A 19,168-nucleotide genomic window follows, 5' to 3' on the forward strand; every position below is an offset into this window, starting at 1 on the left:
CGCACGCCACTACCTATGGACATAGGGAGTTCCGATGGTCGTCAACCTGGCCCCGGCATCCGTCACCAGCAAGATCTTCGCGTTCCCGCTGAACGCCTGGTACGTCGCCGCCTGGGACCACGAGGTCACCAACAAGAAGCCGCTCGCGCGCACCGTGGCGGGCCGGCCGCTGGCGCTGTGGCGCGGGACCGACGGCCGCGTGTCCGCGCTGGCGGACGCCTGCTGGCATCGCCTCGCGCCACTGTCCAAGGGCGCGATCATCGGCGACGAACTGCAATGCCCGTACCACGGTCTGCGCTACAACCGAGCCGGCCGCTGTACGGCGATGCCCGCGCAGGAGACCATCAACCCGAGCGCGACGGTTCCGTCGTACCCGATCGTCGAGCGCTACCGCTACGTGTGGGTGTGGCTGGGTGATGCCGATCTGGCTGATCCCTCGCTGGTGCCGGACATGCATCAAATGGACTCGCCCGAGTGGGCCGGTGACGGCGAGACGATCCATGCCGGGTGTAACTACCAACTCGTGCTGGACAACCTGATGGATCTCACCCACGAGGAGTTCGTGCACTCGTCGAGCATCGGTCAGGCGGAGCTGTCAGAGGCCGAGTTCGAGGTGACGCACGACGAGCGGACGGTGACGGTGAGCCGGTGGATGCTCGGGATCGACGCGCCGCCGTTCTGGCGGAAGAACATGCTGGACAAGTTCCCTGATTTCGACGGGAAGGTCGATCGCTGGCAGATCATCCGGTACGAGGCGCCGTCGACGATCTGTATCGATGTCGGGGTGGCCCGGGCGGGCACCGGTGCGCCCGAAGGCGATCGTTCGCAAGGCGTCAACGGCTATGTCATGAACACGATCACGCCGGAGAGCGACCGGACCTCGCACTACTTCTGGGCCTTCATGCGGAACTACCGGCTGGAGAGTCAGACGATCACCACCCAACTCCGGAACGCCGTGCACGGGGTGTTCGGCGAGGACGAGGACATGCTGATCGCGCAGCAGCGGGCGATCGACGCCAACCCGGACTACGAGTTCTACAGCCTCAACATCGACGCCGGCGGCATGTGGGTCCGCCGCATCCTGGACCGCATGCTCCAGGCCGAAGGCCGCTCCTCGAACGCCGTCAACAGGCAGGTCGGTTGATGGCTTCGCAGGCGACGCTGTCGTGGCAGAGCGGCGAGATCGTCGAGGCGGCCGACGCCGCCGAGCGGATCCGCCGCCTGGTCATCCGGCCCGACCGACCCGTGGTTGCTCCACCGGGGAGCCATGTGGATGTCGAGATCGCCGGACTCCGACGCTCCTACTCAGTGGTGCGATCCGAGAACGGGCACTGGACCTTGAGCGTCCACCTCGCCACCGCCTCCCGCGGCGGCTCACAAGCCATGCATGCGCTCTCGCCCGGTGATCGCCTACGCATCTCGAACCCGCTCCAGAACTTCCCACTAGGCGTCGGCGCCACTCGCTACGTCCTGCTCGCCGGCGGGATCGGCATCACAGCACTCAAGGCGATGGGCACCACCCTCAAGCGCCGCGGTGAGGACTACACCTTCGTGTACGTCGGCCGCTCCCGCCGCGCGATGGCGTGGTTACCCGATCTCGAAGCAGAACACGGTTCACGCTTGAGAACACATGTCGACGACGAGAACACTGCTCTCGACGTCGAGACCTTGATCGCAAACCTTGGCGCGGAGACCGAGCTGTACATGTGCGGTCCGATCCGGCTGATGGACGCCGTACGACGCGCCTGGGGGCAGCGCGGCCTCCCACCGGCGAACCTTCGCTTCGAGACCTTCGGGAACAGCGGCGCCTGGGCGGCCGAGCAGTTCACGATCTCCATCCCGGGCGACGCCCGCACAATCACGGTGCCGAAGAACCTGTCGATGCTCGAGGCACTCGAACAGGCCGGCGTCGAGGTGATGTGGGACTGCAAGAAGGGCGAGTGCGGCCTGTGCACAGTGCGCGTCCACCGCCACGCCGGCCGGATCGACCACCGCGATGTGTTCCTGAGCGACGGTCAGAAGGCCACCGGCGAACGCATCTGCCTCTGCGTCTCCCGCGTCGCCTCGGACGGCCCGGTCGCACCGGAGCTCGTCATCGACCGCCCGTGAGACCGAGCAGGAGAACAGCGTTCTCCTTGTAGATCAGTGGTTTCACCTCGTCCTTGACCGGCAGACTGGCGAACGACTCCATCCAGCGATCCGGCGTGATGACCGGGAAGTCCGAGCCGAACAGCACCTTGGTCCGCAGCAGCGTGCTCAGTTGCCGCACGAGCTGCTCCGGGAAGTACTTCGGCAACCAGCCGGACAGATCCATGAACACGTTCGCCTTGTGCGTCGCCACCGAGATCGCCGCATCGGTCCACGGCACCCCGGGATGCGCCATCACGATCCGCAACTCCGGGAAGTCCGCGGCCACGTCGTCGAGCAGCATCGGATCCGACAACCGCAGCTTGATCCCCCGCCCACCCGGCAACCCCGCCCCGATCCCGGTCTGCCCGGTGTGGAACAGCGCAACCGCACCGAGCTCACTGATCACGTCGTACAGCGGGTAGAACCGCTCATCACTCGGCCGGAACCCCTGCAGACTCGGGTGGAACTTCAACCCGCGTACGCCGTACTCCTCGATCAACCGCCGAGCCCGGTCGACGGCATCGGACGACCGCGGATCGACCGACCCGAACGGGATCAGTACGTCGTTGTGGCGCGCGGCCCCGAGCGCGATCTCCTCACTCAGGATCGCCGGGTGCCCGGTCGCGGTGGTCGCGTCCACCGTGAAGACGACCGCCGCCATCCGCCGAGACCGGTAGTACTCGGCGATGTCGTCGATGGTCGGCGTCCGCGGCTGTCCCGATTTGAAGTACGCCGCCGACGCGTCCATCAACTCCTGGTCGAGCGAGAAGTGTCCATGATCGTCCGCCTCGACGTGGGTATGCAGGTCGATGGCGTCGATCGCGTCAAGGTCGATCGCAGGTTCGTAACGCATCCAGCACCCCTTTACGGCAAAGCATCGGCCCGGGCCTTGGCAATGAGCAACTGCACGAGCAACTCGTCCCGCTGCCGGGCCAGGAGAGCCTGGTCATGGGCGGCGAGTTCCTCGTCGACCCCATGCACTAGCCGGTCCGCGAGCTCTGGCGTGAGCGTCGGCTCACCAAGGTCATCCATCAGAAGCTGCGTCATCGGCCCCAGGTGTTCGAGGACGTGCGCCAGACCACCGGGACCGCCGGAGAGGTGCTGGTTGACGAGCGGACCCAGCAACGCCCACCGCAAACCCGGTCCGTGAGCGATCGCCGCGTCGATGTCGGCGACGGTGGCGACGCCACGCTCGACCAAGGAGTACGCCTCACGCCAAAGTGCCGCCTGGAGCCGGTTGGCCAGATGACCGGGAAGCTCGGCTCGGAGGCGGACCGGCTTCTTGCCGATCTCGGTGTAGAACGACATCGCCTGGTCGACCAGCACCGGATCGGTCTGCGGTCCCCCGACGACCTCCACCAGCGGAATCAGATACACCGGGTTGAACGGATGACCGACGATCACCCGCTCCGGATGCCGCGGGCACATCGACGCCAGCCGGCTCGGCGGCATGGTCGACGTACTGCTCGCGATCACGACCCCTGCGGGAGTCAGTGCATCCAGTTCGGACAGCAGAGCCGATTTCCGGAAGATCGACTCGGGTCCGTTCTCCTGGACGAACGCGGCACCCTCGATCGCCTCCGCCAAGGTCGTTACCATCGACAACCGCTGTTCCCAGCCGTCCAGATCGCCACCCAGGGCCGTCACAGCACCCGCGGCCGCCTCCACCTGCCGCGCGAGATCGGTCACCGACGGATCGAAGACGGCCACCGTATGACCACGACCCAGCAGCTGCACGACCCAGCCCGCGCCGATCACGCCCGCACCCACCACCGCGACTCTCATATCCCGCGACTCCGGGCAAACTCCACGAACGCATCCATCGAGTCCGGAGCAGCCAGCACGTCCCGACTCGCGACCTCGTCAAGCGGTCGCCCTTGCAGGATGCGCTTCACCGGCAGCTCGAGCTTCTTCCCGGTCCGGTTCCGGGGGATCGCCGGCACCACGACAACCGTGTCCGGCACATGCCGAGGCGACAACGCCTCCCGCAACGCCCGCGCCGCCTCACGCTCGTCAAACTCCGCACCTTCAGCGAGTACGACGAACAACAGCAGCTCACCGTTACCACCCTGAGGATCCTCCAGATGTACGACGAGTGAGTCGTCAACGCCCGGCATCTCCTCGAGCACCCGGTAGAACTCCGCCGTACCAAGACGAACCCCACCACGGTTCAACGTGGCGTCGGACCGTCCCGCGATCACACAACTGCCCGTCTCGGAGAACCGGATCCAGTCACCATGCCGCCACACGCCCGGCCATCGGTCGAAGTACGTCGACCGATAACGCTCACCAGTCTTGTCACCCCAGAATCCGACCGGCATCGACGGAACCGGCTTGGCGATCACCAACTCCCCCAACTCACCGACGACCGATCGACCATCGTCGTCCCAGGCCTGCGCATCGAACCCGAGACACGGTCCGGAGATCTCGCCCGCAACCACAGGCTGGAGCGGGCTGCCCTGCACGATGCCGCTGCAGACGTCGGTCCCGCCGGAGCCCACGTTCAGCAACACGTCCGGTCCGAACTGCTCGTGCACCCACTCGTACCCTTCAGCCGGCAGCGGACTCCCGGCCGCGCCGATCTGCCGGATGCGGGACAGGTCGAACTCCTTGGCCGGCTGAAGACCGGCCTTGCGAGTCGCCATCAGAAAGCCTGGACTCGCACCCAGGAAGGTCGCTCCGGTCTCCTCCGCCAGGCGCCACTGGAAATCCAGCCCGGGATGCATCGGGTTGCCGTCGATCATGACGATGCTGGTGTCCAGCAGCAGCGCGGACACCAGCGCGTTCCACATCATCCAGGCCGTGGTCGAGAACCACAGCAGCCGGTCGCCCGGGCCGAGGTCCCAGCTGAGTGCGTGGTTCTTGAGGTGTTCGAGGAGGATGCCGCCATGGCCGTGCACGATCGCTTTGGGCTGTCCCGTCGTACCCGAGGAGAAGAGCACGAACAGCGGATGGTCGAACGGGACCGGCTCGAAATCGAGGCCGCCCGGATCGGACGCGTCGAGCAGGTCGCCCCACGCGTGCACACCAGGCAGCCGTTCGGGACCGTAGTCGACCTCGACCACGTGCCAGAGTGACGGAAGGCCTTCCCGGATGGCCGCGACCTCGGCCCGTCGGTCGACCAGCTTCGAGCCGTAGACGTAGCCGGACACGGTCAACAGCACCGTCGGCTCGAGTTGGCGGAACCGGTCGAGCACACTGCGGGCGCCGAACTCCGGCGCGCAGCTCGCCCACACTGCTCCGAGGCTGGCGGTGGCGAGGAACGCGACCAGCGTCTCGGGGATGTTCGGCAGGTACGCGACGACGCGGTCGCCACGTCGTACGCCCAACTCCACCAGGGCATTGCGGGCTCGCGCGACCTGCTCGACGAGATCGGCGAAGGTCAGCGAGAGCTGCGGGCGGGTCTGGGAGACGCCGATCACCGCGGTGTCGTCGGCGGTCACGCCCCGGAAATCGAGGAGCTGCCGCGCGTAGTTGATCCGCGCGCCCGGGAACCACCGGGCTCCCGGCATCGTGGCGTCGCCGAGCACCGCGTCGTACCCGGTGTCACTCCGTACGCCGAACGCGTCCCAGATCCCGGCCCAGAACTCCTCCGGTTCGCGGACCGACCAGCGCCAGAGCTCGTCGTAGTCGGGAAACGTCCGCCCGGTGCGCTGCTCGGCGAACTGGACGAAATGCCCGATCCGGGCGCGTTCCCGCCAGTCCGCGGCCGGTGTCCAGAGCGGATTCATTCGCGCGTCACCTTCCCCGCGCGGCCGTTGAGGAAGGCGGTCATCCGTTCCTTGGCTTCATCGCTGCCAGAGGCAACGGATGCCATGAGTGCCTCGAGCAAGTATCCCTGCGCCGGGCCCGACTCGGCGATCTGCGGGAGTGCCTGCAGGACGGCGAAGTTGGTGATCGGTGCGTTGCGGGCGATCCGCTCGGCCAACTCGAGTGCCTTCGGCAACCCTTCGCCGTCGTCGACGAGGTAGTGCGACAGCCCGATCGCCTGGCCTTCGGCCGCGTCGACGACCCGCCCGGTCAGCATCATGTCCGCCATCCGGTGGACGCCGATCAGCCGCGGCACCCGGACCGAACCGCCACCCCCGACGAACAACCCGTGCTGTCCTTCGGGCAACGCATAGAACGCCGAGGTCTCGGCGACTCGCAGGTGCGTCGCGCACGCCAGTTCGAGACCGCCTCCGATCACCGCACCGCGCAGTACCGTCACCACTGGCAGCGTGCCCTGCTCGATGCGGGCGAAGGCCCGATGCCACATCCGCGAGTGCTCGAGGCCCTCGAACGTACTGCGCTCTGTCAGCTCGGACAGATCGAGTCCGGCCGAGAAGTGCGCGCCCGCGGAGTCGAGCACGGCCGCGCGCGCCCAGTCGGGTGGCGACGAGAAGAACTGCTCGAGCCCGAGCACGGTTGCGTCGTCGAGTGCGTTGCGCTTGGCCTCGCGGCACAGGCGGACAACGGCCACGTCGCCGTGACGCTCCACTTGGAGGGAGTCAGGGAGCATCATTCGGCCTCTCGATGGAGTTCGTCGCGGAGTCGGGCTCGGAGCACCTTGCCGGTGGCGTTCCGCGGCAGCTCGTCGACCAGGTGGATGTCGCGCGGCAGCTTGAACCGGGCGAGGTTGGCCTCGAGGTGTTGCCGTAGCGCCACCGGATCGATCGTCGTACCCGGGTGGAGCTCGACGAACGCGACGCCGACCTCACCCCAGCGGTCGTCCGGTGCGGCCACCACGGCCGCGGACCGGACGCCGTCGAACGCGACGAGTACGGCTTCCACCTCGGCCGGATAGATGTTCTCGCCGCCGGAGATGATCACGTCCTTCACCCGATCGACGACGTACGACCAACCGTCATCGCCGGTGCGTACGACGTCGCCGGTGCGGAACCAGCCGTCGTCCACGCGGGGGTGACTCCAGTAGCCGGCGAACACGTTCGGTCCCCGGATCAGGAGCTCACGTCCGGGACCACCAGGCTCGATGTCGACCGCTTGACCGTCGTCCGCGAGGTGGGCGACGTCGGTGAAGAAGTGCGGCAGTCCCATCGAGGTCCGGTGCTCGGCAGCACCTTCGTGAATCGCCATGTAGACGCCAGGGCTCGCCTCGGTCATGCCGTAGCCCTGGAGGATGCGGACGCCGCGGTTGAGCCACTCCTTCGCCACGCCCTCGTTGATCGTCGATCCGCCGTAGATGACGTGACGCAACGAGGACAGGTCCGCGTCGGCCCAGTCCGGGTGTTCGGTCATCAACTGCAGCATGGTCGGGACACACGAGAAGCTCGTGATGCGTTGCTCGTCGATCAGCTTCAGGATCGCGCCGGCGTCGAACTTCGTGACGACCTCGACCCGGCCGCCCTTCAACAAGGTCGGCAGGGTGATCTGGCCCAGCCCGACGGCGTGGAACAGCGGCGCGATACACAGCGACTGCTCCGAGTCGGTCAGGTCGAAGTGCACGAGCTGGTTGAACGTGTTCCAGGTCAGGTTGCCATGCGTGAGCACCGCACCCTTCGGCTTTCCGGTGGTGCCCGACGTGTAGAGGATCAACGCGGGCTCATCCAGATCCACGTCCGGCTCGTCGGCCAGCGGTTCCCCGAGCTCGATGGAGCCGACCGGCACCTGCTCCCCCACCTCTTGTACGACGCCATCGCCGGTGATCAGCACCGAGGCACCGCAGTCCTCGAGCATGTACTGGAGCTCGACCGCGGCGAGTCGGGTGTTGAGCGGCACGAAGATCGCGCCGAGCAGACCGGTGGCGAAGAACACCTCGAAGGTCGCGATGTCGTTGGCGCCCAACCAGGCGACCCGGTCTCCTCGCTTGATACCAAGCCCCTGCAGCGCCGAGGCCCACCGAGCGACACGATCCGCCAACTGCTCGTACGTCAGCCGTCGGGCGCCCTGGGTGAGCGCCACGGCGGCAGGCGAGATCCGGGCCCGCCGTCGGGGCCAAGTTCCGAGACCTTGATTACCAAATCTCATCCACGTCCTCGCTTCGCTCCGGGCGCGGATGAGGCACGAGAAGCACTGTGCTTGATGATGAACTCGCTTCGCTCGTTCATTGGTCAGAACCTCAGCACCGGCTTGATCGTTGTACCGCCGGTCATGTCCTCGACCGCCTTCTCGATATCCGCGAACGGGTACTCGGTGATGAGTCGCTCGACCGGGAGCCGCCCTTGAGCGACGAGCTCGGCGAGAACCGGGATGAGGCGCTGGGTCTCGCTGTCGCCCAGCGTCAGCCCGACCACCCGCTTACCTCCGAGCATGCCATTGACGTCCAACGCCACCTCGGTACCGAACGGCGGTGCGCCCACGATGACCGCCGTACCGCGAGAGGCCAACGCGTCGACTCCGGCCCGGAGGACGCCGACGTTGCCGGTCGTCTCCACGAGACCGGACGCGCCACCACCGGTCGCTTCCTGGATCCGGGCGGTCAGATCGTCACCGGCCTCGATCACGTGGGTCGCACCGAGCTCACGGGCCAGCTCCAGCCGCGACGAGACCTTGTCAACGGCAACGATCGTCGTCGCCGGCGTCAACGCTGCCGCCATCACCGCCGAGAGGCCAACCGCACCAGCACCGAGTACGACGACCGAGTCGCCGGGACGTGGTTGGAGCACGTTCCACACCGCACCGACTCCGGTCTGCACACCACAGCCGAGCGGAGCCAGCTTCTCCAACGGTGCGTCGGCGGCCAGCTTGACCACACTGCGCTCGTCGACCAGGGCAAGCTCGGAGAACGACGACTGCCCGAAGAAGTGCCCACCCAGCTGCGAACCGTCCCGCGTGATCGTCGGACTGCCATCGGCCCGAGCACCACCGAGGAGGTTGAGCGGCAGCCAAGTAGCGCAGTACGCCGGATGCCCGTCGCGACAGTTCGCACACTCACCGCATGACGTGAACGAGAGCAGCACGCTGTCACCGGGCGCGACGCGGGTGACCGCGCTTCCGACAGCCTCGACCACGCCGGCCCCCTCATGTCCGAGCACACCGGGCAACGGGAACGGCAGGCCGCCGGAGGCGACGCCGAGGTCGGTGTGGCAGAGACCGGCCGCGATCATCCGGACCAGCACCTCGTCGGCGCGCGGCTCGTCGAGCTCGATCGAGCTCAGCGTGAACGGGCTGCCGCCGGCCTCGACGACCGCGGCCTTGGTGGTGTAGTTGCTCATGGCTACCTTTTCGAATCAGTCGAGCGAGACGATCACGGACTTGGTGCGGGTGTAGGCGTCGAGCGCCTCCGGGCCGTACTCGCGGCCGTAGCCGGACGACTTCACCCCGCCGAACGGGACGGCCGGATCGAGCATCGCCCAGTCGTTGACGAACACGATGCCGGCCTCCAGCCGGGCCGCGACCCGATGCGCCCGGGCCAGGTTCGACGTCTGGATCCCGGCCGCCAGCCCGTACGCCGTACTGTTCGCCAGCGCGATCGCCTCGGCCTCGTCGTCGAACGGCTGCACGGTCAGGACCGGGCCGAAGACCTCCTCCTGGACGACCTTGGAGTCGTTCGGCAGATCCGCGATCACCGTCGGCTTGTAGTAGTAGCCGCCGTCCAGGTCGAGCCGCTCACCGCCGCACAGCACCCGGCCGCCGTCCGCGATCGCCGCGGCCACGAAACCCTCGACCTTCTCGACGTGCCGGTTCGACGCCATCGGGCCGATCACGGTCTGCGGCTCGCGCGGATTGCCGATCGGCACGGTCGGTACGGCGTCGGCGAGGATGCCGAGGAAGACGTCGTACAGGGGCCGGGCCACCAGCAGACGCGGGCCGGCCATGCAGAACTGGCCGGTGTTGAAGACGAATCCCTTGATCGCGGCGCCGACCGCCTTGTCCACGTCGGCGTCCTCGAAGACGAGGTTGGCCGCGTTGCCGCCGAGCTCCATGGTGAGCGGAACCAGCGACTCCGCGGCCGCACTGGCCGCGCGGCGACCGATCGCGGTCGACCCGGTGAAGGCGATCTTGTCCACGCCCGGGTGCCGGAGCAGTGCGTCGCCGGCGACGGCGCCGCGACCGGTGACGACGTTGACCACACCGTCCGGCACGCCTGCCTCGGCGAGCAGTTCGGCCATCCGCAGCGCGGTCAGAGGTGTGTCGTCGGCGGGCTTGTGGACGATCGTGTTGCCGGCGGCCAGTGCGGGCGCGAGCTTGGAGTTCGACAGGATCAGCGGGAAGTTGAACGGGGTGATCGCACCGACGACACCCAACGGTTCGCGGCGGGTGTAGGCGAACGTGTTCAGCGGCGTCTCACGAGTGGACCCGTCGAGGGTCTGCGCGAGGGCGGCGTAGTACTCGTACTGCTCGACCGTCGTCATCACGTCGACCGGCAGGCACAGGCCGATCGGCTTGCCGACGTCGAGGCTCTCCAATTCGGCGAGCTCCTGGGCGTTGTCCCGCAGCAGGGCGGCGACCCGGTTGAGTACGCGAGCCCGCTCCCGGCCGCTCATCCGCGGCCACGGTCCGTCGTCGAACGCCGTACGCGCCGCGGACACCGCTCGGTCGATGTCGGACGCGTCGCCCTCAGCCACGGTCCCGATCACCGTGCCGGTGGACGGGTCGACCACGTCGGTGCGGGCGCCCGACGCGGCCGGCGTCCACTGCCCGCCGATGTGGAGGTCGCGCTCGATCTTGTCGTCGATGCTCATGTTCACGTCCCGAATAATCATCAGGTTTCCTGTTGTTGATACCCTGATCACCATCAGGTTTCCTGTCAATAGCTGGGGCGTGACTTCGTTGGAACCTTCGCTGCTCTACGCGATCAAGCAGGTCGAGCTCGCGGTTCGCTCGCACCTGGACGATCTCCTCAAGGGATCAGGCGTCACCGCGGTCCAGTACACGGCGCTCACCGTGCTGCACCGCCGTGACGGACTCACGTCCGCCCAGTTGGCTCGCAACTCCTTCGTCAAGACCCAGTCGATGGCCGATATCGTCACCGCGCTGGAGAAGGCCGGCCTGATCAACCGCCGCCGCGACCCCGCCGACAGCCGCCGCATCCTGATCAGCCTCACCGACCAGGGCCGTGACCTGATCGCCGAGTACGACGAACCCGTCCGCAAACTCGAAGCCCAGATGGTCGCCGGCCTGACCACCGCCCAGATCCGCGACCTCCGCCACTCCCTCAACCACTGCCGAGCCAACCTGGGCGATCACCCTCCGCACTGACCCATCCGTTCCTCGGCGGCCGCCGAACCCCTTCCATGCGCAACACATGGAGCGGAGCGGTCGGTGGCATCGTCGCGGCGGGTACGGCGCTGGCAGTCGGCTACCTGGTCGCGGCGGTGACCGGTGGACCGTGGCCGGTCGATGCGGTCGGGGTCCAGGTGATCGACTGGGCGCCGGGTCCCGTCAAGGACTTCGCCGTACGCGAGTTGGGTACGGCGGACCGGCCACTGCTCCGGGTGGGCATCTGCGTGGTGCTCGCGATCGTGGCCGCGGTCGCCGGTGGGATCGGCGTGACGGGCGCTTCGGGTAGGCGACAGTTGGTCGCTGTCGGTATCGCGGCGGCACTCGGGCTGGTTGGGCTCGTGTTCGCCGTCTTCAGCCGTTCGGCGGCTACGGGGGTCGCCGAACGGTTGCTGCCGGCAATCGTCACGCTGATCACAGCTGTTCTCGCGATGAGTCTCGTCGTGCGCACACCGCGCGTCCCTCAAGCGACGCAGCCTGACGGATTCGACCGCCGCCGCTTTCTGCTCACCGTTTCTGCCCTGGCCGTCGTCGGGACCGGCGCCTTCGCCACGACCCGCGTGGCAACCTTCGGACCCGGTGACGCGGTGCGCGCCAAGGTCCGGGTGCCACGGCCGAGCGAGCCGGCGCGACCACTCCCCGCCGGCGTGCAGGTCGACGTACCTGGAGTGAGCCGGTTCGTCACGCCGAATGCCAAGTTCTATCGGGTCGACACGTTGCTGGAGGTACCACGGATCGACCCGGCGGACTGGGAGTTGCGTGTCCACGGCATGGTCGGCAAAGAGCTCCGGCTGTCGCTCCCGGAGCTGCTGGACCGGCGGCTGATCGAGCGGGACATCACCTTGACCTGCGTGTCGAACGAGGTGGGTGGTCCGTACGTCGGCAATGCCCGCTGGATCGGCGTACCGATCGCCGATGTCCTCGCGGAGGCCGGCGTACGCCCTGGCGCGGACGCGGTGAAGTCGACCAGCATCGACGGACTCACCATCGGCACCCCGCTGAGTGCACTCACCGACGGCCGGGACGCGATCTTCGCGGTCGCGATGAACGGAGAGCCGCTGCCGTTCGAGCACGGCTTTCCGGTCCGGATGGTGGTGCCCGGTCTCTACGGCTACGTGTCGGCGACGAAGTGGATCGTCGACTTCGAGGTGACTCGGTTCCAGGACTTCAGCGCGTACTGGACCGACCGCGGCTGGGCCGTCGAGGCACCGATCAAGACTGCGTCGCGGATCGACGTACCCAAAGGGTTCGCGATGATCAAGGCCGGGCCGGCGATCGCGGCCGGCGTCGCCTGGGCCCAGAACCGGGGTATCGCCAGGGTCGAGGTCCAGGTCGACGATGGTCCCTGGCAACCCGCCGTACTGGCGGCCGAAGACACGATCGACACCTGGCGCCAATGGAGGTTCCGGTGGACCGCTACCCCTGGCACGCACAAGCTCACCGTCCGCGCCACCGATGCCGACGGCAACGTCCAGACCACCCGCTCCACTCCACCCCGGCCGAACGGCTCCACCGGCCTGCACAACACGGTCGTGATGGTCGACTAGTCAGACCCATCCGGCGGTGCGGCCGTGCCGAAGTACTCATGTCAGCAACCCCATTGAGAAAGAGAAACCGTCATGCGTAAGCACATCGGTATCGCACTGTCCGCCCTGGCCCTCGCCTTCGCAACCACCGCCTGCGGCAACGACGACGACTCCGGCGCCAGCACGCCGGCTGCCCAGACGCCGAGCAGTACGCCGTCGATGGACAGCGCCGCCGGACTCGTCGGCCCCGGCTGCGCCGACTACGCGAAAGCCAACCCCTCCGGCGCCGGTTCGATCGACGGCATGGCCGCAGCCCCGTTGGCCACCGCCGCCTCCGGCAACCCGCTGCTGACGACGCTCGTCTCAGCCGTGTCGGGCAAGCTGAACCCGAAGGTGGACCTGGTGTCCACGCTGAACGGCGGTGAGTTCACCGTCTTCGCGCCGGTCGACTCGGCGTTCGCGAAGATCCCCGCGGCCACCGTCAACACCCTCAAGACGAACGACGCGCTGCTCACCAAGATCCTCACGTACCACGTGGTCCCCGGACAGCTCGACCCAGCGACTGTTGTGGGCAAGCATGTAACCGTGGAGAAGCAGGAGGTCACCGTCACCGGCTCAGGCGACAGCCTCAAGGTCAACGACGCCGCCGTCATCTGCGGTGGCGTGAAGACAGCCAACGCCACCGTGTACCTGATCGACTCGGTCCTGATGCCGCCGGCTGCCTGATCATGCCCGAACCCACCCCACTGCCCTGGCCCGCCGGGTTCCACGCCCGGTCGGGTGGGGTCAGTGAAGGCGACCTCCTGATCCGGACCGCCCGCGGCGACAAGGCCGCGTTCAGCACCCTGTACGACCGGGTGACGCCGGCGGTCTTCGGCCTGGTACGACGGATCCTGCGCAACCCGGCCCAGTCGGAAGAGGTGACCCAGGAAGTCATGCTCGACGTCTGGCGGACCGCGACCCGGTACGACGCCACCCGCGGCTCGGCGCACGCGTGGATCCTCACCATCGCCCACCGCCGGGCAGTCGACCGGGTCCGGTCCGAACAGGCGGCCGCGGATCGCACCGACCTCGTCGGCGCCCGCTCCACCGAGATCGACTTCGACCAGGTCTCCGACACCGTCACCACCCGCCTCGAGGTCGAGCAGGTACGGCGTTGTCTCGGCACACTGACCGAATTGCAACGGGAGTCGATCACACTGGCCTACTACGAGGGGTACACCTACCCGGAGGTGGCCCAGCGGCTCGATGCGAAACTGCCGACCATCAAGGCGAGAATGCGCGACGGCCTGATCCGGCTCCGCGACTGCCTCGGAACCAGCAAGGGGGCAACGTCATGACCGAACCCGACGTGCACACCCTGACCGGCCCCTACGTCCTCGACGCGCTGCCCGAGGACGAACGAGCCCGCTTCGAACAGCACCTCGCCGAGTGCTCCTTCTGCACCACCGAGGTCGCCGAACTCCGCGAGGCCGCCATCAAACTCGCCACCCAGGTATCGACCCCACCACCGCCGGCTCTCAAAGCCAACGTGATGTCCGCGATCGACCAGATCCGCCAGGTCCCCCCGCTGGTCCCCGGCACCACGGACGAGGTCTCCCGCCGCCGCTTCAGCCGTCGCTCCGTCCTCACGCTCGCCGCCGCAGCTCTCGCCATCGCGGGCACCGGTGGCGTCGCGATCGACCAGTACCGCGACAAACGAGAAGCGATCCAGGCCAACGAACGCATGGCCGCCGTACTCACCCAGCCTGATGCCCGGAGCTTCCACGGTCCCGTCAACGGCGGCGGCCAGGCCACAGTCGTCATGTCCGCCCGCGCCGACGCTGCAGTCGTCGTACTGAAGGACCTCCCGAAGCTCCCCGCCGACCACCAGTGGCAGCTCTGGCTCATCGACCCGAACCGAACCGCCCACTCCGTCGGCCTGGCCTCCGGCGACCTCACCACGGTCATCAACGGCCCCACCGGCATGATCGCCTTCGGCCTCACCATCGAACCCACCGGCGGTTCCCCCAAGCCCACCACCCCCGCCGCCGCGACGCTCTCGATGACCTGATCGGCGGCAGTGGATGGGTGCCGGTGTGATCGACGTGGAAGCGGAAGCCGTGTGGGCTGGTCCATTCGATTCCACCGGTGGGCAGGCGTCGGTTCTTCCAGCCGCCGAAGGTTTTCGCGCGGTGGTGGAGTCGGCCTTGCGGTATGAGGTTGTCCGTACTCGTCTGCCCGGGTGGACCGGCGCGGTCGTAGGGCGCGATATGGTCTTGGTCCATCCGGATGGTGGCCTCGGCGGCACTGTAGGGGAACATGTCCACCGGGTGGCGCAGGCGGACGCGTTCGCGGATCCGGTCCGGGATCTCGTAGCTGTGAACGCTGACCTGATCGTGCAGATCGATGACGGGCTTGACCACGATCCGGTCGTGACCGAGCAACTCGCTCAGCTGACCGAGGAGCAGCGGCCCGACCTCCTCGACCCGCAGCACACCGTTGCCGGTGGCAAGCGCCTTGTCGGTGAGATGCACGTACAACGTGTGCCGGCTGCCCCGGCCGCTGCCCGCCCCGATGCCGTTGCCGTAGGCATACTGCTTGATCGCGGCAAGCCGCGCCGGAAGTGACCCGGCCAACATCCGCCGCGTGAGCATATCCTCCCCAACCTCCAAGACACCCCCGCCCGCCTCACCGCCGTCCCGATCCGCCATGGGACAGTCGTCAGGAGCCGCCAAACCGGGCTCAACGTCCCGCTCGTCCAGGTAGCGCGTAGCCGTACCGGACCGATCGCTCGCACTGGCGCCCGTCGAGCCGTCCGACGGCCCCGAAGGCTGGGCGATGTCGTCTCGGTCGCTGCCATCGCCACCCACAACGGGCATGGTGGGGGCGGGCGCGGTGGAGCTGCCGTCGTGTGTGGTGATGTCGGGGAGCATGCGGGCGAGGTGGCGGGCGACTTCGAGGAGGTGGTGGGCTGCCGCGGGGTCGGCGATCCAACCCACGGCCTTCGCGCGCCGCGCATCGAGGGAGTCGGTGTCGCCCAGAGTCTTCAACGCCCGGGCCAGGTCGTCGATGGTGGCGTCGAAGCGAATCACGTCACCGGCCGCGGCACGTACCCAGAACCGCTTCGTGCCATGGTCATCCGACGGCCCGACGTACACGCCTCGTTCCTTTGCGGCGGCCTCGGCCTGGACCTTGGCCAGCTCGGGGTCCGCCTCCCACACCGCGGCCTTCACGATGGTCGCGAGCTTCGACGGGGTGACGGTGTTGACGATCCCGACCACGCGGCGGTCAACGATCGCAGCCGCCTCCAGCGACACCGACAGGCAGGCCCGGGCGACCTTGCGAGCCCGCCAGGGCACGGCATTCCCGGCCAGAACAGCGGCCCAGATCCGCGGCAGCCGATGCCGCAACGCCAATGCCTCCCCCATGAACGACGCTGCAGCCCCGGTCGACATCCGCATCACCGCGCCGAACTCGATCGGGGCAAACTCAGCCACCCCCGGGCACCCGTCACCGCCGTACACCTTGATCTGCTCCGCACCGGGCAACGGCTCACCGTCGTACACCACCGCGTTGCGATCGGCATAGGCGAGCGCGGCCTCGAGTTTGCGGACCGCAGCGCGTTCCTCGACCAGGTCGAACTCTGACGCCGCGGCGAGGAGGTCCGCGGTGCCGAGCTCATCAAGATCGCCTTCGAACATGCAACCGATCATATGTTCGATTGATCACCCAGGCAAACGCCGGCGAGCCCGGAAACCCCTTATCCACAAAGGGAAACGTCACATCCAGCGTGCCAGCGAAACGCGATATAGGCAGCCAGAGGGAAAGCCAATCTCACCTGCCGACATCTCCCCTTGCCGATACCGTGCCCGCATGACTTTGGAGATCGTTCAGCCGGACGGCCTGGATCGGCCGGAGACGTACAGCCATGTGGTGGTTGCGACCGGGGGCAGGCTGGTGTTCGTCGCCGGGCAGATGTCCGACGACGCGGACGGCAACCTGATCCATGTCGGCGATCTCGCAGCGCAGGCGAGGCAGGTGTTCACCAACCTCGGGCACGCCCTCGCGGCTGCCGGGGCACGACCGGATCAGGTGGCGAGGATCGGCATCTACGTCGTCGGGCACCGGCGCGAATACCTGCCGATCATCGAGGCTGCCCGCCGCGAACTGTTCGGCGACCACAAGCCGACCGACACCCTGCTCGGTGTGGAGACACTCGCGGCTCCCGGCTACCTCATCGAGGTCGACGCCTTCGCGGTTATCGACTAGCGGAAGCCGAGGCGCGACTAGAGATTTGCGTCTCACCCCGCGAGCAGGGCCAGGGCTGCTTCTTCCGTGCCTGGGGGAGCTGTGGCGATGACCTGTTGGAGGGTGTCGAGAGCGGTCGCCAGTTCGGTGATCGAGGCGGTCAGACGGTCGCGCTCCCGGTAGAGGTCGAGCAGGAGCTCGGGACAGTCGGCGATCAGCTGACCGCCGTCCGAGCCCATACACGGCAGCACGTCCGCGATCGTTGCCGTCGACAATCCCGCCGCCAGCAGGTTGCGAATGTGACCGATCTTCCGCACGTCGGACTCGGCATAGTCCCGGTAGCCACTCGGCAGCCGCACCGGCTCCAGCAAGCCCTGCTCTTCGTAGTACCGCAGCAGCCGCTGGCTGACGCCGGTCCGCTCGGCCAGTTCACCGATGCGCATTCACACTCCCCCGATTCGGCTTGACCTTCACATTGATGTGAAAGTTTACCGTCGTCGGCATGTCGTCACGAACCGTTGCTGTCACGGCCGGGCGCCAGGAGTGGCTCGGCCTGGCTGTCCTGGTACTGCCCACTCTCTTGCTCTCGATGGACGCCACAGTCCTCTACCTGGCCCTGCCCAGCCTCGCCATCGACCTGCGACCGACGCCGAGCGAGTTGCTCTGGATCACCGACGCCTACGGATTCCTCGTCGCCGGGTTCCTGGTCACGATGGGCACGCTCGGCGACCGGATCGGCCGGCGCCGCCTGCTTCTGATCGGTGCGGCCGTCTTCCTGGCCACCTCCGTCGGGGCGGCCTACGCGCCGTCAGCCGAGACGCTGATCCTGGCTCGCGCCCTGCTGGGCATCGCCGGCGCAACGCTGATGCCGTCCACGCTCGCGCTGATCAGCAACATGTTCGCCGACCGGCGTCAGCGCGGCATGGCGATCGGGATCTGGGCCGCCGGTCTGTCAGCCGGCATCGCGCTCGGCCCGATCGCCGGCGGTGTCCTGCTGGAGTGGTTCTGGTGGGGCTCGGCCTTCCTCCTCGCCGTCCCCGTGATGGCACTCCTCCTCGTCACCGGCCCCTTGCTGCTGCCCGAGCACCGGGACCCCGAAGCCGGCCGGCTCGACCCGGCCAGCGTCGCGTTGTCGCTGGGCGCCGTACTCCCGATCGTGTACGGCGTGAAGCGGCTGGCCGAGGGTGAACAGCCACTGATCGACGTGCTCGCGATCGCCGCCGGACTGCTGCTGGCAGGACTCTTCGTCCGGCGGCAGCGGCGGCTGGCCGCACCGCTGGTCGACGTCCGGATGTTCGCCGACCGGGGCTTCCGCGGCGCCTTGCTGGTCCTCTTCGGCGCCCTCGCGATCGTTGCCGGCGGCTACTTCTTCGTGGCCCTCTACCTCCAGGGGGAACTCGGTCTGTCGCCACTGCGGGCCGGTCTGTGGCTCGTCCCCTCGGCGCTCGCGATGGTCGTCACGTCGGTGCTGACTCCGACGCTGGCACGGCGGATCGCCGCCGGCCGGCTGATCGCTCTGTCGCTCGTGGTCTCGGCTGCCGGGTTCGCCGTACTCACCCAGGTGGACAACGCCCTGCTCGCCGCCATCGGCCTGGTCGTCGTCTACCTCGGCCAAGGACCGATCATGGCGCTGGGCACCGAACTGGTCGTCAACGCAGCCCCGCCCGAACGATCCGGCGCCGCGTCCGCCCTCTCCGAGACCAGCGTCGAACTCGGCCTCGCCCTCGGTGTCGCAGTTCTCGGCAGCATCGGCCTCCTGGTCGAACGCACCCACGACCTCACCGCCGGCCTGACCGCAGTCGCACTGATCGGCACCGTCGTCTCACTGGCCCTCGCAGTACTCGCCGGTCGCACGATCCGCGTCTGACCCGGCGTCTCGCCTCACACAGTGGGCGTGAGCCGGACGGGGCCGAGGAGGCCGTAGTTCTGTCTGTTGCCCGTGAAGACGGTGGGTTGCGCTACTCGGAGGTGGTTGAAGAGGGTGGTGGCTACCTCGACCTGGATGGTGTTTGCGGCCGCGGCGTAGGTGGCCGGCGAGGTCGACGACCGGGTTGATGAGGTTGACCGGGGGCAGGCGATGGCCGTTCACCGTGACTTCGGCGGTATCGAAGACCTCACCC

Annotated in this window: 18 protein-coding genes; 9 read left to right on the forward strand and 9 right to left on the reverse strand. The window is 67.9% G+C overall.

Annotated features, from left to right (window positions below; translation table 11 throughout):
• Nucleotides 1-34 precede the first annotated feature (34 nt).
• Together V9K99_RS07940 and V9K99_RS07945 are read left to right on the forward strand one after the other, a co-directional pair.
• Complete coding sequence (locus V9K99_RS07940) at nucleotides 35-1,144, forward strand: aromatic ring-hydroxylating dioxygenase subunit alpha (RefSeq protein ID WP_337323039.1); 1,110 nt, start codon at nucleotides 35-37, stop codon at nucleotides 1,142-1,144.
• Nucleotides 1,144-2,109, forward strand: a complete 966-nt coding sequence (locus V9K99_RS07945) for a PDR/VanB family oxidoreductase (protein ID WP_337323038.1) — start codon at nucleotides 1,144-1,146, stop codon at nucleotides 2,107-2,109. The genes V9K99_RS07940 and V9K99_RS07945 overlap by 1 nt, the downstream gene beginning before the upstream one ends.
• Here V9K99_RS07945 and V9K99_RS07950 read toward each other — a convergent pair.
• From V9K99_RS07950 to V9K99_RS07980, 7 genes are all read right to left on the reverse strand, one after another.
• Entirely contained in the window at nucleotides 2,093-2,983 is an 891-nt protein-coding gene (locus V9K99_RS07950; RefSeq protein WP_443137097.1) for an amidohydrolase family protein, read from the reverse strand. The genes V9K99_RS07945 and V9K99_RS07950 overlap by 17 nt on opposite strands.
• 11 nt (nucleotides 2,984-2,994) lie before the next feature.
• Entirely contained in the window at nucleotides 2,995-3,915 is a 921-nt protein-coding gene (locus V9K99_RS07955) for a 3-hydroxyacyl-CoA dehydrogenase NAD-binding domain-containing protein (RefSeq protein WP_337323037.1), read from the reverse strand.
• Entirely contained in the window at nucleotides 3,912-5,861 is a 1,950-nt protein-coding gene (locus tag V9K99_RS07960; protein WP_337323036.1) for an acetoacetate--CoA ligase, read from the reverse strand. Before V9K99_RS07960 ends, V9K99_RS07955 begins: the two co-directional genes overlap by 4 nt.
• Nucleotides 5,858-6,634: a crotonase/enoyl-CoA hydratase family protein gene (locus tag V9K99_RS07965; protein ID WP_337323035.1), complete on the reverse strand. Its 777-nt coding sequence runs from the start codon at nucleotides 6,632-6,634 to the stop codon at nucleotides 5,858-5,860. Before V9K99_RS07965 ends, V9K99_RS07960 begins: the two co-directional genes overlap by 4 nt.
• Complete coding sequence (locus V9K99_RS07970; protein WP_337323034.1) at nucleotides 6,631-8,097, reverse strand: acyl-CoA synthetase; 1,467 nt, start codon at nucleotides 8,095-8,097, stop codon at nucleotides 6,631-6,633. Before V9K99_RS07970 ends, V9K99_RS07965 begins: the two co-directional genes overlap by 4 nt.
• Before the next feature lie 83 nt (nucleotides 8,098-8,180).
• Nucleotides 8,181-9,284: an NAD(P)-dependent alcohol dehydrogenase gene (locus V9K99_RS07975; protein WP_337323033.1), complete on the reverse strand. Its 1,104-nt coding sequence runs from the start codon at nucleotides 9,282-9,284 to the stop codon at nucleotides 8,181-8,183.
• A 15-nt stretch (nucleotides 9,285-9,299) separates the two neighbouring features.
• Nucleotides 9,300-10,775 carry an aldehyde dehydrogenase family protein gene (locus tag V9K99_RS07980; protein WP_337323032.1) on the reverse strand — a complete coding sequence of 492 codons (1,476 nt, stop codon included), beginning with the start codon at nucleotides 10,773-10,775 and terminating at the stop codon, nucleotides 9,300-9,302.
• Between the two features lie 58 nt (nucleotides 10,776-10,833).
• On the opposite strand from V9K99_RS07980, the gene V9K99_RS07985 reads away from it, so the two are divergent.
• The 5 genes from V9K99_RS07985 (at nucleotide 10,834) to V9K99_RS08005 (ending at nucleotide 14,871) form a co-directional block, all read left to right on the forward strand.
• The gene (locus V9K99_RS07985; protein ID WP_337323031.1) at nucleotides 10,834-11,271 is read left to right on the forward strand and encodes a MarR family winged helix-turn-helix transcriptional regulator; all 438 of its coding nucleotides are present in this window, start codon (nucleotides 10,834-10,836) and stop codon (nucleotides 11,269-11,271) included.
• Between the two features lie 35 nt (nucleotides 11,272-11,306).
• Nucleotides 11,307-12,839, forward strand: coding sequence for a molybdopterin-dependent oxidoreductase (locus V9K99_RS07990; RefSeq protein ID WP_337323030.1), 1,533 nt, complete (start codon nucleotides 11,307-11,309; stop codon nucleotides 12,837-12,839).
• 72 nt (nucleotides 12,840-12,911) lie between these two features.
• Nucleotides 12,912-13,544 (forward strand): fasciclin domain-containing protein, encoded by a 633-nt coding sequence (locus tag V9K99_RS07995; protein WP_337323029.1) that lies wholly within the window; start codon nucleotides 12,912-12,914, stop codon nucleotides 13,542-13,544.
• Between the two features lie 2 nt (nucleotides 13,545-13,546).
• Nucleotides 13,547-14,158: an ECF RNA polymerase sigma factor SigK gene (gene sigK, locus V9K99_RS08000; protein WP_337323028.1), complete on the forward strand. Its 612-nt coding sequence runs from the start codon at nucleotides 13,547-13,549 to the stop codon at nucleotides 14,156-14,158.
• Nucleotides 14,155-14,871, forward strand: a complete 717-nt coding sequence (locus V9K99_RS08005) for an anti-sigma factor (protein ID WP_337323027.1) — start codon at nucleotides 14,155-14,157, stop codon at nucleotides 14,869-14,871. Before sigK ends, V9K99_RS08005 begins: the two co-directional genes overlap by 4 nt.
• Here V9K99_RS08005 and V9K99_RS08010 read toward each other — a convergent pair.
• Nucleotides 14,801-16,501, reverse strand: a complete 1,701-nt coding sequence (locus V9K99_RS08010; protein ID WP_337323026.1) for a DUF222 domain-containing protein — start codon at nucleotides 16,499-16,501, stop codon at nucleotides 14,801-14,803. The genes V9K99_RS08005 and V9K99_RS08010 overlap by 71 nt on opposite strands.
• A gap of 172 nt (nucleotides 16,502-16,673) precedes the next feature.
• Between V9K99_RS08010 and V9K99_RS08015 the strand changes: the two genes are divergently transcribed.
• Nucleotides 16,674-17,069, forward strand: coding sequence for a RidA family protein (locus tag V9K99_RS08015; protein ID WP_337323025.1), 396 nt, complete (start codon nucleotides 16,674-16,676; stop codon nucleotides 17,067-17,069).
• Nucleotides 17,070-17,101: 32 nt separating this feature from the next.
• Here V9K99_RS08015 and V9K99_RS08020 read toward each other — a convergent pair whose 3' ends face one another.
• The gene (locus tag V9K99_RS08020) at nucleotides 17,102-17,491 is read right to left on the reverse strand and encodes a MerR family transcriptional regulator (RefSeq protein ID WP_337323024.1); all 390 of its coding nucleotides are present in this window, start codon (nucleotides 17,489-17,491) and stop codon (nucleotides 17,102-17,104) included.
• Nucleotides 17,492-17,550: 59 nt separating this feature from the next.
• Here V9K99_RS08020 and V9K99_RS08025 point away from each other — a divergent pair, with 59 nt between their 5' ends.
• Nucleotides 17,551-18,915: an MFS transporter gene (locus V9K99_RS08025; protein WP_337323023.1), complete on the forward strand. Its 1,365-nt coding sequence runs from the start codon at nucleotides 17,551-17,553 to the stop codon at nucleotides 18,913-18,915.
• The last annotated feature ends 253 nt before the right edge of the window (nucleotides 18,916-19,168 follow it).

This window comes from Kribbella sp. CCNWLW201 (genome assembly GCF_037203805.1).
Taxonomy (GTDB): domain Bacteria; phylum Actinomycetota; class Actinomycetes; order Propionibacteriales; family Kribbellaceae; genus Kribbella.

Bases quoted from the DNA above. Each gene is read 5' to 3' on its own strand.
- V9K99_RS07940 (WP_337323039.1), top strand. From the start codon at position 35: ATGGTCGTCAACCTGGCCCCGGCATCCGTCACCAGCAAGATCTTCGCG.
- V9K99_RS07945 (WP_337323038.1), top strand. From the start codon at position 1,144: ATGGCTTCGCAGGCGACGCTGTCGTGGCAGAGCGGCGAGATCGTCGAG.
- V9K99_RS07950 (WP_443137097.1), bottom strand. From the start codon at position 2,983: ATGCGTTACGAACCTGCGATCGACCTTGACGCGATCGACGCCATCGAC.
- V9K99_RS07955 (WP_337323037.1), bottom strand. From the start codon at position 3,915: ATGAGAGTCGCGGTGGTGGGTGCGGGCGTGATCGGCGCGGGCTGGGTC.
- V9K99_RS07960 (WP_337323036.1), bottom strand. From the start codon at position 5,861: ATGAATCCGCTCTGGACACCGGCCGCGGACTGGCGGGAACGCGCCCGG.
- V9K99_RS07965 (WP_337323035.1), bottom strand. From the start codon at position 6,634: ATGATGCTCCCTGACTCCCTCCAAGTGGAGCGTCACGGCGACGTGGCC.
- V9K99_RS07970 (WP_337323034.1), bottom strand. From the start codon at position 8,097: ATGAGATTTGGTAATCAAGGTCTCGGAACTTGGCCCCGACGGCGGGCC.
- V9K99_RS07975 (WP_337323033.1), bottom strand. From the start codon at position 9,284: ATGAGCAACTACACCACCAAGGCCGCGGTCGTCGAGGCCGGCGGCAGC.
- V9K99_RS07980 (WP_337323032.1), bottom strand. From the start codon at position 10,775: ATGATTATTCGGGACGTGAACATGAGCATCGACGACAAGATCGAGCGC.
- V9K99_RS07990 (WP_337323030.1), top strand. From the start codon at position 11,307: ATGCGCAACACATGGAGCGGAGCGGTCGGTGGCATCGTCGCGGCGGGT.
- V9K99_RS07995 (WP_337323029.1), top strand. From the start codon at position 12,912: ATGCGTAAGCACATCGGTATCGCACTGTCCGCCCTGGCCCTCGCCTTC.
- sigK (WP_337323028.1), top strand. From the start codon at position 13,547: ATGCCCGAACCCACCCCACTGCCCTGGCCCGCCGGGTTCCACGCCCGG.
- V9K99_RS08005 (WP_337323027.1), top strand. From the start codon at position 14,155: ATGACCGAACCCGACGTGCACACCCTGACCGGCCCCTACGTCCTCGAC.
- V9K99_RS08010 (WP_337323026.1), bottom strand. From the start codon at position 16,501: ATGTTCGAAGGCGATCTTGATGAGCTCGGCACCGCGGACCTCCTCGCC.
- V9K99_RS08015 (WP_337323025.1), top strand. From the start codon at position 16,674: ATGACTTTGGAGATCGTTCAGCCGGACGGCCTGGATCGGCCGGAGACG.
- V9K99_RS08020 (WP_337323024.1), bottom strand. From the start codon at position 17,491: ATGCGCATCGGTGAACTGGCCGAGCGGACCGGCGTCAGCCAGCGGCTG.
- V9K99_RS08025 (WP_337323023.1), top strand. From the start codon at position 17,551: ATGTCGTCACGAACCGTTGCTGTCACGGCCGGGCGCCAGGAGTGGCTC.